Source organism: Roseovarius sp. MMSF_3281, from assembly GCF_030733685.1.
Taxonomy (GTDB): Bacteria; Pseudomonadota; Alphaproteobacteria; order Rhodobacterales; family Rhodobacteraceae; genus Roseovarius.
The window spans coordinates 46,080-61,700 of the sequence record NZ_JASHIM010000002.1; the positions used below are offsets into that span (position 1 = coordinate 46,080).

At 57.8% G+C, this 15,621-nt stretch carries 14 protein-coding genes; 8 read left to right on the forward strand and 6 right to left on the reverse strand.

Translation table 11 applies throughout. The annotated features are described in order from the left end of the window. Window positions 1–2: 2 nt before the first annotated feature. The 4 genes from mnmG to RBB32_RS03035 are packed head-to-tail and all read left to right on the forward strand — an operon-like array spanning window position 3 to window position 4,205. Window positions 3–1,865, forward strand: coding sequence for a tRNA uridine-5-carboxymethylaminomethyl(34) synthesis enzyme MnmG (mnmG, locus tag RBB32_RS03020; protein WP_306151202.1), 1,863 nt, complete (start codon window positions 3–5; stop codon window positions 1,863–1,865). Further along, window positions 1,862–2,476, forward strand: a complete 615-nt coding sequence (rsmG, locus tag RBB32_RS03025; RefSeq protein WP_371931007.1) for a 16S rRNA (guanine(527)-N(7))-methyltransferase RsmG — start codon at window positions 1,862–1,864, stop codon at window positions 2,474–2,476. The genes mnmG and rsmG overlap by 4 nt, the downstream gene beginning before the upstream one ends. Next, window positions 2,469–3,278, forward strand: a complete 810-nt coding sequence (locus tag RBB32_RS03030) for a ParA family protein (protein ID WP_306151203.1) — start codon at window positions 2,469–2,471, stop codon at window positions 3,276–3,278. Before rsmG ends, RBB32_RS03030 begins: the two co-directional genes overlap by 8 nt. A 15-nt stretch (window positions 3,279–3,293) precedes the next feature. Then, the gene (locus RBB32_RS03035; protein ID WP_306151204.1) at window positions 3,294–4,205 is read left to right on the forward strand and encodes a ParB/RepB/Spo0J family partition protein; all 912 of its coding nucleotides are present in this window, start codon (window positions 3,294–3,296) and stop codon (window positions 4,203–4,205) included. Here RBB32_RS03035 and RBB32_RS03040 read toward each other — a convergent pair. From RBB32_RS03040 to rph, 4 genes are read right to left on the reverse strand one after another with little or no spacing between them, the layout of a single operon-like run. Further along, the gene (locus tag RBB32_RS03040; RefSeq protein WP_306151206.1) at window positions 4,189–4,542 is read right to left on the reverse strand and encodes a YbaN family protein; all 354 of its coding nucleotides are present in this window, start codon (window positions 4,540–4,542) and stop codon (window positions 4,189–4,191) included. The two genes, RBB32_RS03035 and RBB32_RS03040, sit on opposite strands and share 17 nt — an antisense overlap. A 3-nt stretch (window positions 4,543–4,545) precedes the next feature. Next, window positions 4,546–5,703, reverse strand: coding sequence for a radical SAM family heme chaperone HemW (hemW, locus tag RBB32_RS03045; RefSeq protein ID WP_306151208.1), 1,158 nt, complete (start codon window positions 5,701–5,703; stop codon window positions 4,546–4,548). Beyond that, window positions 5,696–6,304: an RdgB/HAM1 family non-canonical purine NTP pyrophosphatase gene (gene rdgB / locus RBB32_RS03050; RefSeq protein ID WP_306151209.1), complete on the reverse strand. Its 609-nt coding sequence runs from the start codon at window positions 6,302–6,304 to the stop codon at window positions 5,696–5,698. The genes hemW and rdgB overlap by 8 nt, the downstream gene beginning before the upstream one ends. Continuing rightward, entirely contained in the window at window positions 6,297–7,013 is a 717-nt protein-coding gene (gene rph, locus RBB32_RS03055; RefSeq protein WP_306151210.1) for a ribonuclease PH, read from the reverse strand. The genes rdgB and rph overlap by 8 nt, the downstream gene beginning before the upstream one ends. Window positions 7,014–7,132: 119 nt before the next feature. Here rph and hrcA point away from each other — a divergent pair, with 119 nt between their 5' ends. Beyond that, a complete protein-coding gene (gene hrcA, locus RBB32_RS03060) occupies window positions 7,133–8,197 on the forward strand; it encodes a heat-inducible transcriptional repressor HrcA (RefSeq protein WP_306151211.1) in 1,065 nt (354 codons plus the stop codon). 9 nt (window positions 8,198–8,206) lie between these two features. After that, the gene (locus tag RBB32_RS03065; protein ID WP_306151212.1) at window positions 8,207–8,767 is read left to right on the forward strand and encodes a nucleotide exchange factor GrpE; all 561 of its coding nucleotides are present in this window, start codon (window positions 8,207–8,209) and stop codon (window positions 8,765–8,767) included. Between the two features lie 13 nt (window positions 8,768–8,780). Here the strand turns inward: RBB32_RS03065 and mutS are convergent, their stop codons facing one another. Further along, on the reverse strand, window positions 8,781–11,396 hold the full coding sequence (mutS, locus tag RBB32_RS03070; RefSeq protein ID WP_306151589.1) for a DNA mismatch repair protein MutS: 2,616 nt from the start codon (window positions 11,394–11,396) through the stop codon (window positions 8,781–8,783). Between the two features lie 168 nt (window positions 11,397–11,564). On the opposite strand from mutS, the gene RBB32_RS03075 reads away from it, so the two are divergent. Next, a complete protein-coding gene (locus tag RBB32_RS03075; protein ID WP_306151213.1) occupies window positions 11,565–13,820 on the forward strand; it encodes an NADP-dependent malic enzyme in 2,256 nt (751 codons plus the stop codon). A gap of 57 nt (window positions 13,821–13,877) precedes the next feature. Here RBB32_RS03075 and msrA read toward each other — a convergent pair whose 3' ends face one another. Next, the gene (gene msrA / locus RBB32_RS03080) at window positions 13,878–14,540 is read right to left on the reverse strand and encodes a peptide-methionine (S)-S-oxide reductase MsrA (protein ID WP_306151214.1); all 663 of its coding nucleotides are present in this window, start codon (window positions 14,538–14,540) and stop codon (window positions 13,878–13,880) included. 157 nt (window positions 14,541–14,697) lie between these two features. On the opposite strand from msrA, the gene RBB32_RS03085 reads away from it, so the two are divergent. After that, entirely contained in the window at window positions 14,698–15,606 is a 909-nt protein-coding gene (locus tag RBB32_RS03085; protein WP_306151215.1) for a D-amino acid aminotransferase, read from the forward strand. Window positions 15,607–15,621 lie beyond the last annotated feature (15 nt).

Below are 15,621 nucleotides of genomic sequence, written 5' to 3' on the forward strand. Positions count from 1 at the left end.
ACGTGAAACATTTTGATGTCATCGTTATCGGGGGTGGTCACGCGGGCGCTGATGCCGCGCATGCGGCGGCCCGCGCCGGCGCACAAACTGCGCTGGTTACTTTGTCGCGTCGCGATATTGGGGTGATGTCCTGTAACCCGGCGATTGGTGGCCTTGGCAAAGGCCATCTTGTGCGTGAAATCGATGCGCTCGACGGGGTAATGGCCCGGGTGGCGGATAAGGCTGGGATTCAGTTTCGTCTATTGAACCGCCGCAAAGGTCCAGCGGTTCAAGGCCCCCGTGCACAGGCAGATCGGAAAATTTACCGCGAGGCGATGCTTCAGGAGATCGAGCGCCAGCCGAACCTTTCAATCATCGAGGGTGAGGCCGCAGATTTCCTGATGGACGGCGGGCGTGTCACCGGTATCCGCCTACTGGATGGATCGGAAATATCCGCGAAAGCGGTTGTTCTGACGACCGGCACATTTCTGCGCGGTGTTATTCATATTGGTGATGTCTCTCGTGCTGGCGGCCGCATGGGGGATAAGCCATCGGTTAAACTGGCAGAGCGCGTAGATTCCTTCGGCCTGACGCTTGGCCGTTTGAAAACGGGTACACCTCCGCGGCTGGATGGAAATACGATTTCTTGGGATGGCCTGGATGAACAACCGGGTGACGATGATCCGGTTCTGTTTTCCTTTCTTTCGAAAGGCGTCAGTGCGGCGCAGGTGTCCTGCGGGATCACCCATACCAATGAAAAAACCCACGACATTATCCGGGAGAATCTGGATCGTTCGGCAATGTATGGCGGGCATATCGATGGAGTTGGGCCACGCTATTGCCCATCGATCGAAGATAAAATCGTCCGGTTTGCCGATAAGACGTCGCATCAGATTTTTCTTGAGCCGGAAAGCCTATCGGATAGCGTGATCTATCCGAATGGCATATCAACATCTCTCCCCGAGGAAGTGCAGGAAGATTACGTTCGTTCTATCCACGGCCTGGAAAACGCGGTGATCCTACAGCCCGGCTATGCGATTGAATATGACTATGTTGATCCGAGGAACCTCGATGCAACGCTCGCGGTGAAATCCGTGTCCGGGCTATATCTTGCGGGGCAGATCAATGGAACAACAGGCTATGAAGAGGCTGCGGCCCAAGGGCTTGTTGCCGGTTTGAACGCGGCCCGGGCCGTGCAGGGAAAAGACCCGGTAATCTTTAGCCGCGCCGATAGTTATATCGGCGTGATGATTGATGATCTTATCACCCGTGGTGTATCCGAACCCTATCGCATGTTTACCTCGCGCGCCGAATTTCGCCTTTCTCTTCGTGCGGACAACGCGGACCAGCGGCTTACCCCTATTGGAATAGCGGCCGGATGTGTTGGTGCAGACCGTCAGAGGGCCTTTGAAGACAAGATGGAGCGCCTCGATGTGGCCAGAAATCTGCTTACATCTGAAGAGTATACGCCAAAGTATCTGGCGTCCTGCGGGCTGAAGATCAATCAGGATGGAACGAAAAGGACAGGGTTTCAGCTTTTGGCGTTCCCCGATGTTGATTTTGACACCTTGGTGCGTCTGAACGAAGCCTTGGGCGAAGTGGATTCCGAAACCCGCACACAGCTTGAGAAAGATGCGCTTTACGCCAACTACATCACGCGCCAAAAGCAGGATGTCGAGATGATGAAACGCGACGAGGCACAGGAAATCCCAAAGGATTTCCCGTTTCAAAGCATCGAAGGCCTGTCAAACGAACTCAAGAACAAACTTACCGCGACAAAACCATCGAACCTTGCTCAAGCAGCGCGAGTCGACGGCGTAACGCCCGCGGCGCTGACACTCATTTTAGCGCGCTTGCGTAGGGATAAACGGGAAAAATCCGCATGATGCGTGCGGGGCTGCCCTCTGATGTTTCACGTGAAACATTGGAAAAGCTAAAGTATTTTGCCGACCTTCTGTTGAAGTGGAACCCAAGGATCAATTTGGTTTCGCGTAATAGCCTGGATGATGTTTGGGCGCGGCACATCCTTGATTCTGCACAAATTTATGAGCTTGCCCCCCACCCTGTGAACCATTGGGTTGACCTTGGCGCCGGTGGTGGGTTTCCGGGCCTTGTCATTGCAATGCTTGGTTTAGAACGGGAGTCGCCAAGAAAAGTTACCCTTGTTGAAAGCGATGTCAGGAAATCTGCATTCCTTCGAACGGTTATTCGCGAAACCGGCGCACCTGCCGAGGTTGTAAATGATCGAATCGAAAACATTCCCCCGCTGGAAGCCGATGTTCTTTCGGCCCGCGCCCTTGCAGATCTGCCAAAACTTTTGGCATTTACTGATCGGCATCTGTCTGCTTCGGGCACCGCCCTGTTTCCAAAGGGCGCGTCATGGGAGAAAGAGCTGCAAGATGCTCAAAGTCAGTGGAACTTTGGATACCGTGTTGCTAAAAGCAAAACAGAAGACGGCCCCGCCATTCTTGCAATAACAGGAGTCTCCCGTGTCTGATCCCACGCGCCCTCGCGGCCCGAAAATCATTGCCGTCGCAAACCAGAAAGGCGGAGTTGGGAAAACGACCACAACGATCAATCTCGGTGCGGCCTTGGCCGAAGCGGGGCAGCGTGTTCTGATCGTCGATCTTGATCCTCAAGGAAACGCCTCCACGGGTCTTGGGGTTGAACCGGATGAGCGCGAATTCACGACATATGAGTTGCTTTTGGAGGATATTGACCTTTCAGAAGTCATTCGCCCCGCGAATCCTGAAAACCTCATGATTATCCCCGCGACCGTTGATCTGAGTTCCGCCGATATCGAACTTATCTCCAATGAAAAGCGGAGTTTCCTTTTGCATGATGCCCTGCGACAGCATGCGATGGATACCTATGCGCTTGACTATATCCTGATCGATTGCCCGCCCTCGCTCAATCTTTTGACAGTGAACGCCATGGTGGCCTCTCATTCTGTCCTGGTGCCGCTTCAAAGCGAGTTTTTTGCACTTGAAGGCCTTTCGCAGCTCATGCTGACCATCCGCGAGGTGCGCCAATCCGCCAATCCCAATTTGCGGATCGAGGGGATTGTCCTGACGATGTACGACGCTCGCAACAACCTATCGTCACAGGTTGAACAGGACGCCCGCGATAATCTTGGCGATCTTGTCTTCCAAACGCGAATTCCCCGAAACGTTCGCGTCAGCGAGGCACCGTCTTACTCCACCTCGGTTCTTGAGTATGATACCACCTCTAAAGGGGCACAGGCCTATCGTGAGTTGGCACAGGAACTCATGCAAAATCAGGCGCGCGTAGCCGCTTAACGAAAGGAATCGGGAATGGCCGAGAAAAAATCAAAACAACGCGGGCTTGGCCGGGGGCTGTCGGCCTTGATGGCGGATGTGGCCGAAGATAGTGCGCCTGCCGGCGAGATTGCCAAACCGGCCGACCGTGCGGTTCCGATCGAATTGATTTCTCCTAACCCGGACCAACCGCGCCGAAGCTTTGATGCTGAAAAACTGGATGATCTGGCGGCCTCGATTAAGGAAAAGGGCATCATTCAGCCGTTGATCGTACGGCCCAAGCCCAACAGTGACGGTGAATTCGAGATTGTTGCAGGCGAACGCCGCTGGCGTGCGGCCCAAAAGGCCAAGCTTCACGAGATTCCCGTGCTTATTCGTGATTTCGACGATACCGAGGTTCTCGAAGTTGCGATCATCGAAAACATTCAGCGCGCAGATCTCAACCCGGTTGAAGAGGCGGCTGGATACCAGCAATTGATGGATAAATTCGGCCATACGCAGGAAAAACTCGCCGAAGCCCTTGGTAAAAGCCGTAGTCACATTGCCAATTCCATGCGTTTGTTGGGCCTGCCTGACGAGGTGCAGACATATCTTGGGCAAGGCAAGCTTTCTGCGGGCCACGCGCGCGCGCTCATCACGTCTGACGACCCTGCAAAGCTTGCCCGTGAAGTGATCAAAAAGGGCCTTTCGGTCCGCGAGACTGAAAAGCTCGCGAAGAAACCGATGGGCAATGCCGTTTCCAATGACGGCAAGGCCAAGAAGCAATCGGCGCCCGCGAAAGATGCCGACACCAAGGCGTTGGAGGGCGATCTGGCCGCGAATTTGGGGATGAAGGTTTCGTTGAATCACAAGCCGGGCCGCGAAAATGGCCAGATCACGATCAGCTACGACACCTTGGATCAACTGGACAGTTTGTGCCGCATTCTGACGTCTAGCAGTTCGGCCTAGTCCAGATAAACACAAGAACACAGGCAAGAACCAGTGCCTGAATCACCAGAACCAGTGGTTTAATGCCCATCGCAACCGACAGGGTGAAAACCGCGACAATTGCGATGGTCGATATCCGTTTGACGCGCGGATTTATTGCGCCACGTTCGTGCCAATCGGCAATGGCGGGGCCAAACTGGCGATGAGATAGTAGCCAATTATGCAAACGCTCGGATGATCGGGCAAAGAAAAATGCCGCCAAGAGCATGAAAGGCATTGTCGGAAGTAAAGGTAGGACCACACCAAGCATCCCCAGGCCGACACAGACAAGTCCCAAGGATGCCCAAAGAAAGCGCACGACTTAATCCCCTATCAACTCAACAAGCACCGAGTTTAGAACAATCCGCCCCTGCTCTGTGGCCCTGACCAACCTTGTGGAAAACTCGATCAACCCCAAGTCCTGAAGATAGTGCAACCGATCCTGCGGCAAGGGTTTACCCGCCAATTGGGCATAGCGATCCGGGTCAATCCCATCTTGAACGCGTAGGCCCATCATAAGGTATTCACCCGCCTGATCTTTCGGTAGAATGGCATCATATCGCTTTTCGGGGCGCCCCTCCGCGACAGCCTGCAACCATCGGTCGGGATTTGACCAAGCTTCGGTTGCATATCGCCGGCCATTCAGCGTCACTCGCCCATGCGCGCCGGGCCCGATCCCCACATAATCCCCATAGCGCCAATAAATCAGGTTATGCCGCGATTCAGCCCCCGGTTTGGCATGATTAGAGACTTCATAAGCCCCAAGGCCAGCAGCTTGGCAAAGCTCTTGTGTTGCTTCGTACATATCGGCGGCCAAATCCTCTTCGGGCAGGCCGCGCAACTTGCCCCTGTCATAGCGGTCGCCAAAGGCTGTTCCGGGCTCGATCGTCAGTTGGTACAATGACAGGTGGTCCACTGCCATGGTCAAGGCTTCGGAAAGTTCGTTGCGCCATGCTGCGAGTGTCTGGTCTTGCCGGGCGTAAATCAGGTCAAAACTCACCCGATCAAAGTTTTTTCGTGCAATATCAAAGGCTTGCTTTGCTTCCTCTACCGTGTGAATACGCCCAAGCCGCCGAAGGTCCGCGTCATTGAGCGCCTGAATGCCCATCGACACCCTTGAAACACCGCCCTGCGCAAAATCTCGAAACCGTCCAGCCTCCACAGATCCGGGGTTGGCCTCTAATGTCACCTCAAGATCGTTGGCAGCGGGCCACAGTTCACGCACACGTTCAAGGATTGCGGCGACGGTGTCGGGCTCCATCAAACTGGGTGTACCGCCGCCAAAGAAAACCGAATTCACAACGCGATCAGGCACTCGTTCCGCGTAACGATCCAATTCTGAAAGGTAAGCCTCGCGCCATGCATCTTGGTCGATCTTGCGCGCAACGTGGGAATTGAAATCGCAATAGGGGCATTTGGCCTCGCAAAACGGCCAATGGATATAAAGGCCGAAGCCCCCGTTTTGCCAATCCTCAGCCAAAACAGCCCTTCACCAGCTTGTCGAAGGCATCGGCGCGATGGCTGATCTTGTTCTTTTCCCAACGATCCATTTCGCCAAAGGTCTGATCATGGCCCTCGGGCTGAAAAATCGGATCATACCCATGCCCCTCATGCCCCCGCATGGGCCAGACGATTTGCCCTTCGACGGTGCCGGGAAATACTTCGTCATGCCCATCGGGCCATGCCAGAACCAGGGTACAGCAAAACCGCGCCGTCCAGGGCTTGGGGCTTTCACTTTCCAAAAGCCTGTCATGCGCCTTGCCCATGGCCATGATAAAATCGCGGCCCTTGTCGGTTTCCGCCCAGTTCGCGGTAAAAACCCCGGGCGCCCCATCAAGCGCATCAATCTCGATGCCTGAATCATCCGACAACGCCGGAAGCCCGGTGGCCTTCGCGGCGGCGTGGGCCTTGATCCGCGCATTTCCGACAAAGGTGGTTTCGGTTTCTTCCGGTTCGACAAGGCCCTTCTCGGCGGCGCCTACCACGCGCACGCCGAACGGCTCCATCAAGTTGGCGATTTCTTCCAGTTTTCCGGCGTTATGCGTCGCCACCAAAAGCGTGTCGCCTTCGAACTTACGCATTAACCGCCGCCTTCTGTGCATCAACCAGTTCGGAAACGCCCTTTTCGGCCAAATCCATAAGCTGGTTCATTTGATCACGGCTATAGGTCGATCCTTCGGCGCTCATCTGCACTTCGATCAGTTGTTTTGATCCGGTCATGATGAAATTTCCATCAACGCCCGCTTCGCTGTCCTCGGGGTAATCCAGATCCAGCACAGGCTGCCCCGCGTAAATGCCACAGCTGACAGCGGCCACAGGATCAGCCATCGGGTCACTGATCACGTCACCGATTTTCATCAGTTTCTGAACCGCAAGCCGCAGGGCCACCCAACCCCCGGTGATCGAGGCACAGCGCGTCCCGCCATCGGCCTGAATAACGTCACAATCGACGGTGATTTGACGTTCGCCCAGGGCCACGCGGTCAACCCCGGCACGCAACGACCGGCCAATCAGCCGTTGAATCTCAACAGTCCGCCCGCCTTGCTTGCCCGCCGTGGCCTCCCGGCGCATGCGGCTCGTGGTGGAGCGGGGCAGCATCCCGTATTCCGCTGTTACCCAGCCAAGGCCCGAACCCTTGATGAATGGCGGCACGCGATCTTCGATCGTGGCGGTACACAAAACATGCGTGTCGCCCACTTTGATCATGCACGACCCTTCGGCATGTTTCGTGACATTCGTTTCGATTGAAACGGCGCGCATTTCGCTTAAATCTCTACCCGACGGACGCATGGTGTATTCCTCATTTTGTTTGTGCCGGGGATACATGCGCCGCCGGTCGGATAGCAACCCCGATTGACCTTTTCCGCTTAGCGTCTTTAATGGCGGATCATACGGGATATATGGGAAATATGAGCAACGCCGGTAAAATTCTGGAACAGATGAACGACCGCTCGCGCGAGGTGTTTCGCCGCGTGGTCGAATCCTATCTTGCATCGGGCGATCCTGTCGGCTCCCGCACCCTGACCCGCGACATGAGCGAAAAGGTCTCGGCTGCCACCGTCCGTAACGTGATGCAGGATCTTGAGTACCTCGGTCTGCTGGATAGCCCACACATCAGCGCGGGCCGCATTCCAACGCAGGAAGGCCTGCGTATGTTCGTCGATGGCCTTCTCGAAGTGGGCGATCTTGAAAATACCGATCGCAAGATGATTGATGCGACCCTTGGGTCAAACTCCGACGATATGACCGGCGCGCTGGATCGTATCGGTTCCGCGTTGTCGGGTGTAACGCAGGGCGCGTCGCTTGTCCTTGCGCCCAAGCACGAGGCCCCGATCAAACATATCGAGTTTGTCAGCCTGTCGCACGATCGCGCGCTCGTGGTCTTGGTCTTTGCCGATGGCCACGTGGAAAACCGCATCTTCCACCCGCCCCCGGGCCAGACGCCCAGCTCGATGCGCGAGGCGGCCAATTTTTTGAACGCTTTGATCGAAGGCAAAACCATCTCTGACCTGCAAACCGTGATCGCGCGGCAGATCAGCGACCGCCGGCAAGAGATTGATCAACTGGCCCACCAGCTTGTCGAAAGCGGGCTGGCCGTCTGGGACGGTGACAGCGACAATTACGAACGCCTCATCGTCCGTGGCCGCGCGAATCTTTTGAACTCGGACACCGAGGAAGAAGAGTTTGATCGCATCCGCACGCTCTTTGACGATCTCGAACGCAAGCGTGACATCGCCGAATTCCTTGAACTGGCCGACGAAGGCGAAGGTGTGCGCATTTTTATTGGCTCCGAGAACAAACTTTTCTCACTTTCGGGTTCCTCTCTGGTGGTCTCTCCTTATATGAACGCAGACCGAAAGATCATTGGCGCGGTGGGCGTGATTGGCCCGACCCGCCTGAACTATGGACGTATCGTGCCGATTGTGGACTACACGGCACAACTTGTTGGAAAGCTGATTGCTGACCGCAGCTAAAGGTGAATTATGGCAGAGCCGAAAAACGACGACTTCCTTGATGACCTCGAACAGGCCGAGGCCGAGGAACAAGCCCATCACGCGGATGACATCGACGACACAGAGGCCGAGATCGAGTCCCTGCGCGCTGAACGTGATGCCTTTCAGGATAAGTTCATGCGCGCCCTCGCCGACGCCGAGAATGCCCGCAAGCGGAGTGAGAAAGACCGCCGCGAGGCGGAAAACTACGGCGGCTCAAAGCTCGCCCGCGATATGCTGCCTGTCTACGACAACTTGAAGCGCGCGCTCGAGGCCGCCACCGATGAGCAGAAAGAGGTTTCCGCTGCCCTCATCGAAGGGATCGAGCTTACGATGCGCGAATTGCTCAATGTCTTTTCCAAGCACGGAATCACCCTGATCTCGCCCGAGGTAGGCGATAAATTCGACCCCAACCACCACGAGGCGATGTTCGAGGCCCCCTTGCCCGGCACAAAGCAGGGCGAGATCATTCAGGTCTCTGCCCAAGGCTTCATGCTGCATGATCGTATCCTGCGCCCCGCGCAGGTCGGCGTGTCGTCCTTCCAAGGCTAACGATAGGCCGGGGTCACCCCGGCTTATCCGCCAACCCTTTCAATTCGTAAATCAAGTTCAGCGCCTCGCGCGGGGTCAGGTCATCGGGCAGGATCTCGGCCATGCGCTTGTCCAGATCCGAGTCCTTCACCGGCGCGGGCGGTGGCGGCGGCGTGGCCGAAAACAGTGGCAGATCATCAATCAACGCCTTTTGCGCCGTGCCGCCTTCTCGCTCTCCCTTCTCCAAAGCATCCAGAACAACGCGCGCCCGTTCAACCACGGCCGATGGCAACCCGGCCAGTTTGGCCACCTGCACGCCATAGCTCCGGTCGGCGGCCCCACGCTTGACCTCGTGCAGGAAAATAACCTCGCCTTCATGTTCCTTGACGCTCACCGTGGCATTATCCACCCGACCCAACTTGTCACTCAGGTTGGTCAACTCGTGGTAATGCGTGGCAAACAAGGCCCGGCAGCCATTTACATCATGCAAATGCTCCAATGTGGCCCAGGCGATGCTCAACCCGTCATAGGTGGCCGTGCCGCGCCCAATCTCGTCCAGGATCACCAGCGCATGATCGTCCGCCTGGTTCAAAATCGCGGCGGTTTCGACCATCTCTACCATGAAGGTCGAGCGCCCGCGCGCTAGGTCGTCACTCGCGCCAACCCGGCTGAACAATTGGCTGACCAACCCCACATGCGCGCTTGCGGCGGGCACGAAACTCCCCGATTGCGCCAAAAGCGCAATCAAAGCGTTTTGCCGAAGAAACGTCGATTTACCCGCCATGTTCGGCCCGGTCAGCAGCCAAATATCGCTGTCACCGCCAAGGGCGCAATCATTGGCGATGAATGGCTCACCCGCCTTGCGAAGCGCCTGTTCCACAACCGGATGCCGCCCTGCGTCGATTTCAAGTGCGCGGCTGTCGTCCACCTGCGGCTGACACCAGTTTTCGCCCCGCGCCAGATCGGCCAAGCCGGTGGTCAAATCCATTTCGGCCAAGGCCCGCGCGGCCTGTGAAACCTCTGCCGAGTTTTCCAAAATCGCAGTTTTCAGGCTGTCATAGAGCCGCTTTTCAATCTCAAGCGCCCGGCCTCCGGCGTTCAAAATCTTGGTTTCCATCTCGCTTAGCGGCACGGTGGTAAACCGCACTTGGTTGGCCGTGGTCTGCCGATGCTTGAAGGTCTCGTTCAACGGTTCCGACAACATCTTGTCGGCATGGGTGCTGGTCACTTCCACGAAATAGCCCAGCACATTGTTATGCTTGACCTTCAGGCTCTGAATCCCCGTCAATTCCTGATATTCGCTTTGCATTGCCGCGATCACGCCGCGCCCTTCATCGCGAAGCTGGCGCACCTCGTCCAACTCCGCGTCATACCCCGGCGCGATGAACCCGCCATCGCGCGCCAAAAGCGGCGGCTCGGCGATCAGGGCTTGATCCAACAGGTCAAGCAATGCGTCATGTCCGGCCAAATCCCCTGCCGCATTGGCCAGGGTTTTGGGCAAGTCCACGCTTTCGACCATCCCGGCAATCTCGGCGGCTTGGGTCAGACCATTGCGAATGGCCGCCAAATCCCGCGGCCCGCCACGATCAAGACCAAGCCGTGATAGTGCGCGGTCAAGGTCCGGCACCTTCCGCAATGCCCCACGCAAACCTTCGGAGAATCGAGACTGTTCCACCGCAAAAGCCACTGCTTGCAGGCGGTCTTGCACCACCTCCAACACCCGGCTGGGGCTGGATAGCCGCCGTTCCAACAACCGGCCTCCCCCCGCCGTCACCGTCCGATCGACCGAGGCCAAAAGCGATCCGGCGCGCCCGCCATTCATCGCTTGGGTGATCTCAAGGTTGCGCCGCGTGGCGGCATCAATCTGCATCACCCGCGCCTGCGCCTCGCGTTGTGGCACCTGCAAAAGCGGCAGTTTGCCCTTCTGCGTGATCTCAAGGTATTCAACGATGGCCCCCATGGCGGCCACTTCGGGCCGGTTGAAGGCCCCGAATGCCTCCAGCGTACCAACGTCGAACAAATCGCACAGGCGCTTTTCTCCGCCGGTACTGTCAAAGGCCGCCCGACCCAATTCGGTAACCGAGGCCCCGGATTCAGTCACTATTTCACCCAAATCGGCGTCACCCTCATTGGCTAGGATCACCTCGGACGGCGCCAGCCGCGCCAGCTCCGGGCCAAGCCGTACCTGCGCCAAGGGCATCACGTGAAACGCGCCCGTCGAAATATCCACCCAGGCCAAGGCCCCCTCGCCCCGCACCTGTGCGAAACTGGCAAGGTAATTGTGCCGCCGCGCCTCAAGCAAACTTTCCTCGGTCAGCGTTCCGGGTGTCACCAGCCGCACAACCCCCCGCTTGACCACGGATTTCGAGCCGCGCTTTTTCGCCTCCTCCGGGCTTTCCATCTGCTCACAGACAGCCACGCGAAACCCTTTGCGAATAAGCGTCAAAAGGTAACTCTCGGCCGCATGCACCGGCACCCCGCACATCGGGATATCCTCGCCCAGATGCTTGCCCCGCTTGGTCAGGGCAATATCCAAGGCCTCGGCGGCCGATACCGCATCGTCAAAAAACAGCTCGTAAAAATCCCCCATCCGGTAGAACAGCAAAGCCCCCGGATACTCCGCCTTGATCTCTAGGTATTGCGCCATCATCGGCGTCACGGTGGATTTCATGGATGTCACTCTGCCCCCGGCGTTGATTGCCGCCGACATTACAAAGCCAAGGGCGCGCATGAAACCCGAAAACCCGCTTGCGGTTGAGGCTTATGCAAACCCCCGCTATGGAGTATCAAATCCGACTGATCCCAATAAGGCCGCGACATGTCCAAACCCAAGTTCACCCGTGAAGAGGCGCTTGCCTTCCATCTTGAACCCACCCCCGGCAAGTTCGAGATCACGGCCACCGTCCCGATGACCACCCAACGCGACCTGTCGCTGGCCTATTCCCCCGGCGTCGCCGTGCCTTGCGAGGAGATCGCGGAAAACCCCGGTCTGGCCTATGACTACACCAACAAGGGCAACCTCGTGGCGGTCATCTCGAACGGCACCGCCGTTCTGGGCCTTGGCAACCTTGGCGCGCTGGGCTCCAAACCGGTGATGGAGGGCAAATCGGTCCTCTTCAAACGCTTTGCCGATGTGAATTCCATCGACATCGAACTCGATACCGAAGACCCCGAGGAATTCATCAAGGCGGTGGAACTCATGGGGCCGACCTTCGGCGGCATCAACCTCGAAGACATCAAGGCGCCCGAGTGTTTCATCATCGAGCAAACCCTCAAAGAGCGGATGGACATCCCCGTTTTCCACGACGATCAGCACGGCACCGCCGTGATCTGTGCCGCGGGCCTGATCAACGCGCTGCACCTCTCGGGCAAGAAAATCGAGGATTGCAAGATCGTGCTGAACGGTGCGGGGGCTGCCGGCATCGCCTGTATCGAACTGCTCAAGGCCATGGGCGCGCGGCACGAAAACTGTATCGTCTGTGATACCAAGGGCGTGATCTATCAGGGCCGCACCGAGGGCATGAACCAATGGAAATCGGCCCACGCCGTCGCCACGGACCTGCGCACATTGGAAGAGGCGATGAAACAGACCGATGTTTTCCTTGGCGTATCGGTCAAGGGCGCCGTGACCCAGGATATGGTCGCCTCCATGGCCGATAACCCGGTGATCTTCGCCATGGCGAACCCCGACCCGGAAATCACCCCCGAAGAAGCCCACGAGGTCCGCCCCGATGCCATCGTCGCCACCGGGCGTAGCGATTATCCTAACCAGGTGAACAACGTCCTTGGTTTTCCCTACCTGTTCCGTGGCGCGCTCGATGTGCATGCCCGCGCGATCAACGACGAAATGAAAATCGCCTGCGCCGAGGCTTTGGCCGAACTGGCCCGCGCCGATGTGCCCGACGAGGTTGCCATGGCCTATGGCCGCAAACTGGCCTTCGGGCGCGATTACATCATTCCCACCCCCTTCGATCCGCGCCTGATCCACACCGTGCCGCCCGCCGTCGCCAAGGCCTGCATGGATACCGGCGCCGCGCGCCGCCCCATCGTGGATATGGATGCGTATGAGCAAACCCTTGCCGCCCGGATGGATCCCACGGCCTCGATCCTGCGCTCGATCAACGCCCGCGCCCGCAATGCACAGGCCCGGATGATCTTTGCCGAAGGCGATGACCCCCGCGTTCTGCGTGCCGCCGTGCAATATCAGCGCTCGGGCCTGGGCAAGGCCATCGTTGTCGGCCGCGACGATGACGTGAAAGCCAAGCTTGAGGCCGCAGGCCTCGGCGATGCCGTGCGTGAGCTGGAAGTCACCAACGCCGCGAAAACCGACCGTTTGGATGACTACAAGGAATTCCTTTACCAACGCCTGCAACGCAAGGGCCACGACCGGCAGGATATCCACCGCATGGCCGCCCGCGACCGGCATGTTTTCGCGGCGCTCATGCTGGCCCATGGCCATGGCGATGGCCTTGTCACCGGGGCCACCCGCAAATCCGCCCATGTGATGGAGCGGATCAATCACGTCTTTGACGTCAACGCCGAAAACGGCGTGGCAGGGGTCACCGCCCTTTTGCACAAGGGCCGTATCGTGTTGATTGCCGACACATTGGTGCATGAATGGCCGGATGAGGAAGACCTCGCCAATATCGCCACCCGTGCCGCCGGTGTCGCCCGGCACCTCGGGCTTGAGCCACGCGTCGCTTTCGTCAGCTTCTCAACCTTCGGCTATCCCAAATCCGAACGGGCCGAGAAAATGCATCTCACGCCCGAGGTGCTCAAGCGTCGCGGCGTGGATTTCGAATACGAAGGCGAAATGACGGTCGATGTCGCGCTCAACAAACTGGCACAGGAAAGCTATCCGTTTCAGCGCCTCACCGGCCCGGCCAACATCCTCGTGGTGCCCGCGCGCCACTCGGCCTCGATCTCGGTGAAACTGATGCAGGAAATGGCCGGCGCCACCGTCATCGGCCCGATCCTGTCAGGCATCGACAAATCGATTCAGATTTGTTCGTCCACCTCCACCGCCAGCGATGTGTTGAACATGGCGGTACTGGCGGCTTGCAAGGTGGGCTAACCCAAAGAAAACGGGCCGGCCCTGATGGACCGGCCCAAACTCTTTAACGAACCTTATTCAGTTCACGAACGGCGCGGCCCCGCCCCACAGGGCCTTTACCCGCTGATCCCGGCCACAGGCATCGCGATAGCGCTTGTAAGCCGCCGATTGCCTTTTCGGGCCAAAGCGGGTCAGCACGATTTTGTCACCCTTGTAATAGTCCTGATGATAATCCTCGGCCTCGTAGAACTCCTTGGCTTGCAAGACCGGCGTCACGATTTTCTGGCCCAGGGTTTTCTCCGCCTCCGCTTTGGCAGCCTCTGCCGCCCGCTTTTGCGCCGGGTTAGAAACGAATATCGCCGTGCTATAACTCATCCCGCGATCACAGAATTGCCCGCCCGCATCGGTCGGATCGACCGAACGGAAGAACATGTCGTAAAGCTGCCGGGCTGATACCTTGGCAGGGTCGTACTTGATCTCAACCGCCTCGTAATGCCCGGTTCCACCGCGCACCACTTGCTTGTAGGTGGGGTTCGCCACGTCCCCGCCGGTATAGCCGGAAACGGCTTCACGCACGCCCCTGACCTTTTCAAAATCCGCCTCGACGCACCAGAAACAGCCCCCCGCAACGGTGATGACCTCGGTACCGGCGGCTTGGGCGGTTTTCACATGCGCGCCAAATCCAATGGTGATCAAAACCGCTAAAAGCCCCGCTTTCAGGTTTCGCATTTGCCGTTTCATGGCCAAGCCCTCCAATTCGATGCCCTCACCTTGCCCGTCTTCAACGCGGCCGCCAATTCAACCCGGTGTGATCTCACGCAGTGGTGATCTGAATTTACCGCTTGGAACTTGAAACCGTCGGGCCTAGCCTCGCCTCGAACGGCAAACAGGGGGCCATATGGCAGATCACCAAACCACCCATCAGGCGCAGGAAGATGCGCGGAACGAAACCATCAAGATCTGGCTCAACGGTGACATCGTGCCCAAGCACGAGGCCAAGGTCAGCGTTTATGACAGCGGTTTCATGCTGGGCGATGGCGTGTGGGAAGGGCTGCGCCTTTATAATGGCACCTGGGCCTTTATCGATGAGCATCTCGACCGGCTGTTCGAGGCGGCCAAAGCTATTGACCTTGATATCGGCATGACCCGGGATCAGGTGTTTCAGGCCGTGTTAGACACGCAAAAGGCCAACGACATGGAAACCGATGCGCACGCCCGCCTTATGGTGACGCGCGGGGTTAAAACGCGCCCGTTTCAGCATCCGTCGCTGTCGCAACAGGGGCCGACCATGACCATCATCATGGAACACTCCAAGCCCAGGATCGCCCGGCCGATCCGTCTGGCCACCGTGCCGCATCTGCGTGGCCTGCCCATGACGCAAGACCCCAAGCTGAACTCGCATTCCAAGCTGAATTGCATCCTTGCCTGTATCGCCGCCGAAAAGGCCGGGGCCGACGAAGGCTTGATGCTGGATGTCCATGGCTTCGTGAACACCACCAATGCCTGCAATTTCTTCATCGTCCGCAAGGGCGAGGTTTGGACCTCGACGGGTGACTATTGCATGAACGGCATCACCCGGCAAAAGGTGATCGACCTCTGCCGCGAGGATGGAATCCCGGTTTTTGAGCGGAATTACTCCCTTGTCGATGCCTATGGCGCCGACGAGGCGTTCTTGACGGGGACTTTCGGTGCGCAAACCCCCGTGGGCGAGATTGATGGCCGCCCCATCGGCACCGGCGAAATGGGGCCCGTCACAACCCGGATCAGGGAACTATACAAGTCTCTGATTCAGCGTAACTGCGCCTAAATCCCTATTTTCAGG